Origin of the sequence: Bifidobacterium sp. wkB338, from assembly GCF_003688325.1 — a bacterium.
GTDB classification, from domain to species: Bacteria; Actinomycetota; Actinomycetes; order Actinomycetales; family Bifidobacteriaceae; genus Bombiscardovia; species Bombiscardovia polysaccharolytica.
This window is the reverse complement of sequence record NZ_NPOR01000026.1, coordinates 141128-148114: the sequence shown is the minus strand read 5'-3', so window position 1 is coordinate 148114 and position 6987 is coordinate 141128. Positions and strand designations below refer to the sequence as shown.

Annotated in this window: 5 protein-coding genes; 1 reads left to right on the top strand and 4 read right to left on the bottom strand. The window is 50.4% G+C overall.

The window, feature by feature from the left end; translation table 11 throughout:
• Positions 1–349: 349 nt before the first annotated feature.
• The 3 genes from CI603_RS08955 to CI603_RS06290 all read right to left on the bottom strand — a co-directional run bounded on the left by CI603_RS08955 (position 350) and on the right by CI603_RS06290 (position 3699).
• Positions 350–625 carry a hypothetical protein gene (locus CI603_RS08955; protein WP_147438289.1) on the bottom strand — a complete coding sequence of 92 codons (276 nt, stop codon included), beginning with the start codon at positions 623–625 and terminating at the stop codon, positions 350–352.
• Positions 626–1118: 493 nt separating this feature from the next.
• Positions 1119–1415, bottom strand: coding sequence for a hypothetical protein (locus CI603_RS06295; protein WP_046322996.1), 297 nt, complete (start codon positions 1413–1415; stop codon positions 1119–1121).
• Between the two features lie 1288 nt (positions 1416–2703).
• Positions 2704–3699, bottom strand: a complete 996-nt coding sequence (locus CI603_RS06290; protein WP_121913468.1) for a N(4)-(beta-N-acetylglucosaminyl)-L-asparaginase — start codon at positions 3697–3699, stop codon at positions 2704–2706.
• Positions 3700–4550: 851 nt separating this feature from the next.
• Between CI603_RS06290 and CI603_RS06285 the strand changes: the two genes are divergently transcribed.
• Positions 4551–5579, top strand: coding sequence for an alpha-L-fucosidase (locus CI603_RS06285; protein ID WP_121913467.1), 1029 nt, complete (start codon positions 4551–4553; stop codon positions 5577–5579).
• A gap of 246 nt (positions 5580–5825) precedes the next feature.
• On the opposite strand, the gene CI603_RS06280 is transcribed toward CI603_RS06285, so the two are convergent.
• Positions 5826–6650, bottom strand: a complete 825-nt coding sequence (locus tag CI603_RS06280; RefSeq protein ID WP_121913466.1) for an oxidoreductase — start codon at positions 6648–6650, stop codon at positions 5826–5828.
• Positions 6651–6987 lie beyond the last annotated feature (337 nt).

The following is a 6987-nucleotide window of genomic DNA, read 5'->3' as shown; positions in this document are numbered from 1 at the left end:
TGTTGGCAACCATTAACTTTTCCGGTGTCAGTGGTCATCAGAATTGCAAATACTCAGAACATAAATCAGCTGAAGTGCTCCCGTGTTACTCTGTCAATTCCAATTATTTCCAACAGGACTCTGACGACATTTCCTCCAATCAGAGCTGCAGCATAACCGGATTGCAGTACCCATTTGTACTGGGAATTCCGTTCTAGACTTTGCGTAGTGTACTGATTCCGCTGACGATTTCAGAGACCTGGACGCCGTATTGGGTATCGATCAGTCTTATCTAAAATGAACCCTCCCAAATTAAACCTTGGTCGGATCTGGTTATTTGAAGGTCAGTTATAAGAGAATGTTGCGCTAGCTAAGAAGTTACCCATTTTTCAGCGAAATGTGGAATGGTCCCGGGGTCAGCATTTTTAATCTCTGTTAAAAGCTGATCCAGTCTATCGGTCAATTGATCAAGTTCTGCAGTGATGAGTGATGAACTATCTTCTCTCGTTTGAATTTGTTCGATCCTTGGCTTTTGCGCTGTTGTAGTGAGTTCGAAGGCGCCAGCTGTTCCAGTAACATCAACATCAGCGCCGCTGACACGCTTGCGTCCACTAGGGTCAGTAGCTTGTGTATTCTTTGACCGCATATCAATCTCCCTTGGTTGACATGTATACCACAAGACTTAGCCGTACATTAGCTATAGAAAACGAAAAGCCAGCATAATTGCTGATGAGATAAATACTGCGGGTAAGCACGCGATTACTCGAAGTCTTCTATAGCGCAATTGGAGAGCTCTTCACCGGCTCCGATTATTGCGATGGGCAAAGTTTTAACGAAGTAGTCCAAGACACGTCTGACCGAGATCTTCAGCAATCCACGCAGGCATTGCGGGAAGCACCATCAGCAATCATCAAGACCAGAGTATGGCCACACTGGTCTTACATCCGGTAAAAAGGGGAAGTCGGTTCATCGACACATAGCAGCGGAGAAAGCGGCAAGCATTATCTTGCTGGGGGAGAAGGTGTAGCTAAACAAAACAGTCCCAATCATGGTGAGCCCGATGTGTAGTAAATTAGATGACTTCGAGGCATACCCATATGTCCAGTATGTCCTGTTCGCTTGAATGGGACGGGTGGGACTCACGGAATATTGCGATCGGTGTCCAGCAGACTCTTGATGCCTGTTCCATTTGCATTGCGTTCGATTCGGGAAGTTCTCGCGGTCACTTGGGCAAGGTACACGGCTGATTTCAGACTTAGACTCGGCTCTGCGCGCCTGAGTTCACGGATAAACACGACTTGATCCTTGCTAGGATCTATTTCCTCAGAAGTGGCGATGCTTTGAGCCCATTTCACTGCCGCAGCCATCGGGTCTTTGCAGTCAGCAAATATCATCGTGACTTCGATCCTCGGATTGTTGTCATTGGTCAAGCTCATGGCTTTTCCTCTCAAAGTTCCTGGTGCTCATTTTCTGGCCGCTGAAGTGATGACCACTTCTAGCATACAGTCGCGAGAGTCGTCGTCACAGGAGCCGCCGAAACCCCAATGCAGAACTGACCTCACTCAACTGTGGGGGCGGTAAAGAATGAGACAATTGACGGTGTCGGCGAGAGCACCGGAGCGGTATCAAAATCCCTAAGCGTGAGTTCCGCAGGGGAGGCATAGGTCTAAGACTCTCGGCGTTCAATGAAGTGGTTGACATATTCGGTTCCTTCCGATTAATGCCAACGTTCTTGTTTTACTAATTGGTTTACTCATGTTGATTCAGGGGTCAGCAACCGTTAGCGATATTAGAAAAAATGGATCCCGTGATATTCGACACAGCTACGCCACAAGCTACGGAGGGCTTCCCGATAAGAGACAGAATCGCTGGCGTAGCTGACGTAGATCCTGGAGAATCTATTTCAGAAAGTGCTGGGAGGTCATATGGGGTAGCATACGTCAGGTACCCTGAGATGAGTGATTTCGTAGTCATCTGCATGTAAGCCAACATTCCTGTGGATTGGGTCGTAATGCAGGCCTACATTTATGGATATGCAAACGAGGCGGCCCATTACTATCTGCAATAAAACGGAGAGAATTATCAGATAAAAATTCAAATTCAAATGCTCAGTACAACAGCATCGCCTGCGACTTAATTTCATAACAATTATATAACAACAGCATGCTGTCTAAACAGACCTCTGATTTCCATATGCGAGCATAAACGGGCTGGTCGATTGCATCGAAGGCGAATTCAGGTTCGTCGGGGGGACACGGACGGAGGTCATGCCGCCGTACAGTACACATTCTCAGTGGTGTGGTCTCTTTGTCTTTCCTTAAAAGGCAAAATATTGGGAATTTTGATCCACATAAATTTAAACTTACAATCCTCATTATTTAATGTACGCTTGTACCCGACTAATCCCCTTTTCGATTTCCTTCCTTACCTACTTGACAATCTGCGGTAAATAGATTGACGTATAAAAAAATGTTTCACTTATTGTTTGATTAATAATGTCCCCATTGAGAAACATAATTGTACCTCTAGAGGTGCATCTATTTGACTGTCCCTCTGAATTGTTTGCCGGGCGCCTGCCCAAGGGGCAAGGGTCCGGCAGTGAGCACCTAGTTAAGTGGGGATACAGTTAAGGGGTTTTAAGGAGTACAGCCGGCCTTGATTGAGGGCGTTCTGTATTCTGACAATTATTTTGGTGTAGCTCATCTTGCTTATTTTTTGTAAAGTTCATTTGATCGGCGCCTTGAGCGAGTGCTCATATTCCTGCAACCATTCCTCGGTCACTGGTTCGATTCGTGTTCCGCCCTTGCCGTCCGGATTGGCCATGAGTATGCGAATCTCCTCGCCTTTCCGGGCTGTACAGAAGGTGAACTCCACGTTGGTTGCCACCCCCCATTCCCCTCTTGTGCTGAGAGCAATCAGGGAGATCTCGCCGGCCTTGCCGTAGCGGTTCCTCAGGAGGTCGTCAAATTCGTAGACTGCAGAATCGCAGGCTTCCTGCGGGGTCAATCCGCTTCCCATCAGGGCGACGATACGATAGGAGAGGCATCCTTTCATGATGTCTTCCCCCAGCCCAGTTGCGGCAGCCCCTCCGATGGTGCTGTCCACGTAGAAGCCTGAGCCCGGCAGGGGTGAATCGCCCACTCTGCCCGGTTCCTTCATAAAGAGACCCGATGTCGATGTGCCAACAGCCATCGAACCCTGCATATCCAATGAGATGGCCCCGACCGTATCGTGCCCTCGATAGGGGCCGGCAGACTCCGGTGTTGTGGTCTTGGCAGCCTCCAGCTCCCAACGCCTTCTGGCCCTGTCCGTCAACATATTGCGCATTTCGAACCCGTTGACCTGGGCGTAGCGGGTCGCACCCTGTCCGACTAGAAAGCTGCTGGTATGGCGTCGACTCAGTTGCCTTGCCACGGATATGGGGTGGAGTACATGCTGGATGCCGGCCACTGCGCCCAAGGCCATGCTGTTCCCGTCCATGAAAGCGGCATCCATCTCCATCTCGCCTTCCCGGTTCGGCAAGGCGCCATAACCGACGGAGGTGTAATCCGGGTTGGCCTCAACTTCTTGGATCAGCTTTTCGACAGCATCGCCCGACTGGCCGCCCTCTTCAAGACCGGAACTGGACTTGGCCATACCTTCATAGGCCATCCGCCAGGTAGCAATAGATGCCCAAGTGAACTGATCGTGACTGGCTTTCTGCGGGGATGAATCACTCATTTCCTTGTTTCTTTCTGTCGGTATGGTTGTTTGGCTCTTCCTGACCGAAACACGAATGCAATTAGTATGCCGGTCCTCAGCCGATCGCCGAATGATCAAGCTGATGGACCGTGCTCTTGAGGGCAGACTGCCAGTAGCGGGCTTGCCTTGCTCGCATGCAGACAGCAATGATGTCCTCTATCCTATTCTTGTCTGTTAATGACAATTACTAAAGATACTTCTTGTTTTGCAGAATGTCATGTTTGTGTTCTTAATCGTTAGTCAGATATCAGTTTTGCATACATGCCATTAAGTCGCTTTAAAGACCGGATACTAATAATATGCTTGGTAATCGCCTCATGGCAGATTTTGATAATTCATAGTGGCACGATGTCTTTGGCTTGTATGATTCTGAATTGGGTATATACTGTTAACAAAATAGTACCTATCGCAGTATTCATGACCAAGATGGTTCATGGAATCCGGTTGTCTTGCAGTATATGAGTGAAGCAATCGCTCTCCATCACGAATGAGGAATGTGCTGACAGTTCCGAGGAAGGGACCTTCATGGAGTCAAAAGAGGTACAGTGAACAGCAGTCCACCGATTTTGATACTAGGCACCTTATCTACACCATTTGAAGGCTTTGCAGCCAATACCACAGGATCCTCGGCTCCCTGGATAATCGTTACTTCTTTACAGGTTTCGGTCAGGGTACTTGGCAGGAAAGATCCAGGTTTCATGATCATGTGTGCATGAGTCCGCTATGTGCGTATGGCCCTTTATGATACTTCCGTTGTTAAGAAGGGCAAGCTGACCATCTGAGGTCCAGTTCAAACAATTCGTGTTAATCAGCAGAAACAGAGGTAAGTAATGAGCGATACCGTGGAATGGTTCAAGCAAGCCAAGTATGGAATGATGATTCACTGGGGTCTCTATTCGCTCCTGGGAGGGGAGTACCAGGGAAAGTCGTCAAGCAATTACGCGGAGTGGATCCAATCCAAGCTCCAGATTCCCAACAAGGAGTACGAACGCCTGACCCAGGCCTTCAATCCCATCTACTTCGATGCCGATGCCATAGTCGATCTTGCAAAGCGTTGCGGCATGCAGTATCTGGTCGTCACAGCAAAGCATCACGATGGCTTCGCCATGTACCGGTCGCTGGTGGATACCTACAACGTCTATGACGCGACGCCATTTCACCGGGATGTAATTGGCGAGTTGTCCCTGGCCTGCCGCAAGGCTGGCCTGCGATTTGGCCTTTACTATTCTCAAGATTTGGATTGGCATGAACCGGATGGCGGCGGATACCTCTCAAATGACATCGAGACGGCGGGCACCACCTGGGACAACAGCTGGGACTTTGTGGGGGAGAAGAACTACGACCGTGCGTTCAAGCATAAGATCATGCCGCAGATTGAAGAGATCATGAGCAACTATGGGGAAATATCGGTCGCCTGGTTCGACATGCCCATGACTCTCAGCGACGAGCAGAGCCAGACCATCTACGATACGGTCAAGCGCCTACAGCCCGACTGCCTGATTAATTCCAGACTTGGCAACGGTCGCTACGACTATGTCTCTTTGGGAGACAACGAGATCCCTGAGGATTCGGATGCCAGCGCCAAAGCCTCCTCGGAGGAAGATGTCGATTACAATTCCGTCGAAGGATTCAAACCCTCAAAGCTCGGCCTTTATGAGACCGCCGGAACCATCAACGATTCCTGGGGATTCTCCTACCATGACCAGAACTGGAAGAGCCCGAAGACCATTCACGATTACAAGGCCCATCTGAACAAGTACGGCATCAACTACCTGCTCAATGTCGGTCTGGATGGACTGGGACGAGTCCCCATGGCGGCAGAGCAGGCGCTCCTAGGAGCTCAAGCTCTAGAGGCTTGAGGAGTCGGAATTCTGCCAATTGGCGAGGGACTCTGTGGTAAGGATGCTGATCCTGTCCTACGGAATCCCTTGCTAACTGTCTGCTCTATTTTGCATAACTCGACGGCTTTCAAAAGCGAGTTTTTTGTATTCAGCAGCAGTGAATCTAAGAAGCCGTGGACGGGCTCATCTGAATGAACATGCCCTAAATGTCTTTATTCCTTTGAAACTCGACAGTGGGGTATCGTTTGATACCTTTTTTATTGTCTACAAGTTCTTAGCATGGACCATCAGATAGTCCCATGCACGGGTGGGGAGCAGGGCATGAAGGGCGACCAGAGGCTTGGCGCCGAAGCCCAGAAGGTAGCGTGGACGGGGATGGCGTACTGTCGAGGCACGTACGATGGTCTTGGCGATGGTTGATGGTTGGGTCAAATGCCTGCCGGAGTACAGTTTGCGCAACCCTGCAGCAGCTCGGGATCCTGAGTCTTGATAGGCACTCTTCCGAGTAACCGTCTGGAGATGGTCGGCGGCAATTGCGCCCCAGTTGGTGGCAACGGCTCCGGGCTCGATCAGGACCACGTCGATGCCGAAGGGACGCATTTCCATGCGCAGGGCGTCGCTGAAGGCTTCAAGGGCATACTTGGTGGCATGGTACCAGGCACCCATATAGGTGACCATCCGGCCCGCCATGGATGATGTGTTCACGATCCGGCCGCGTCTGGCTCGGCGCATGGCGGGCAGTACCAGCTGGGTTAAGCGGGCAAGGCCGAAGAGGTTGACCTCGAATTGTCGTCGGACCTCTTCGATGGAGACCTGTTCGACCGGACCATAGGAGCCATATCCGGCGTTGTTGACCAGCAGGTCGACGCGTTTTTCCTTCTGCAGAATTCGTGCGACAGCCTTCTCAATGGATGCAGAATCAGTCAGGTCCATCCGCACAGCCGTCACCCCCTTGTCTCCAAGCGGCTCCAGCCGTTGAACGCGTCGTCCTGCTGCATACACTCGGTATCCATGCTCTGCGAGCATTCGAGCGGTTTCATACCCAATGCCGCTGGTGGCCCCTGTGACCAGTGCAACTCGATTGGTCATTTCCTCACCCCTTTTGCCCGGCACATCCAAGAATTCTGTCTCTTGCCTGTCTTTGAGGCAAAGTATATGACAGAGATCTCAATGCAGGGGCCCAACAGTCGGATAAGGCGAATCTCGCGTCCGAGTTTGGAGTGTGACACAACTCTGACAAGACCTTTACCCGAATTCGTTCTTGCCGAGCATAGCTTACAGACCGTAGTGAAGAGATAGGACTCAGGATACAAACGATCAATGCTTCGGTATGGGATGAGCTTGCATGGGAAGGGCTATCTGAATGTGTTGATTACGGATTCGCAGGCTGCGGCTTGCGAGAGACTCCCAAGGGAACCTTAAGATA

What these genes read in the sequence shown, in the direction of transcription:
- CI603_RS06285 (WP_121913467.1), top strand. Translation starts at nt 4,551, where the DNA reads ATGAGCGATACCGTGGAATGGTTCAAGCAAGCCAAGTATGGAATGATG.
- CI603_RS08955 (WP_147438289.1), bottom strand. Translation starts at nt 625, where the DNA reads ATGCGGTCAAAGAATACACAAGCTACTGACCCTAGTGGACGCAAGCGT.
- CI603_RS06290 (WP_121913468.1), bottom strand. Translation starts at nt 3,699, where the DNA reads ATGAGTGATTCATCCCCGCAGAAAGCCAGTCACGATCAGTTCACTTGG.
- CI603_RS06280 (WP_121913466.1), bottom strand. Translation starts at nt 6,650, where the DNA reads ATGACCAATCGAGTTGCACTGGTCACAGGGGCCACCAGCGGCATTGGG.
- CI603_RS06295 (WP_046322996.1), bottom strand. Translation starts at nt 1,415, where the DNA reads ATGAGCTTGACCAATGACAACAATCCGAGGATCGAAGTCACGATGATA.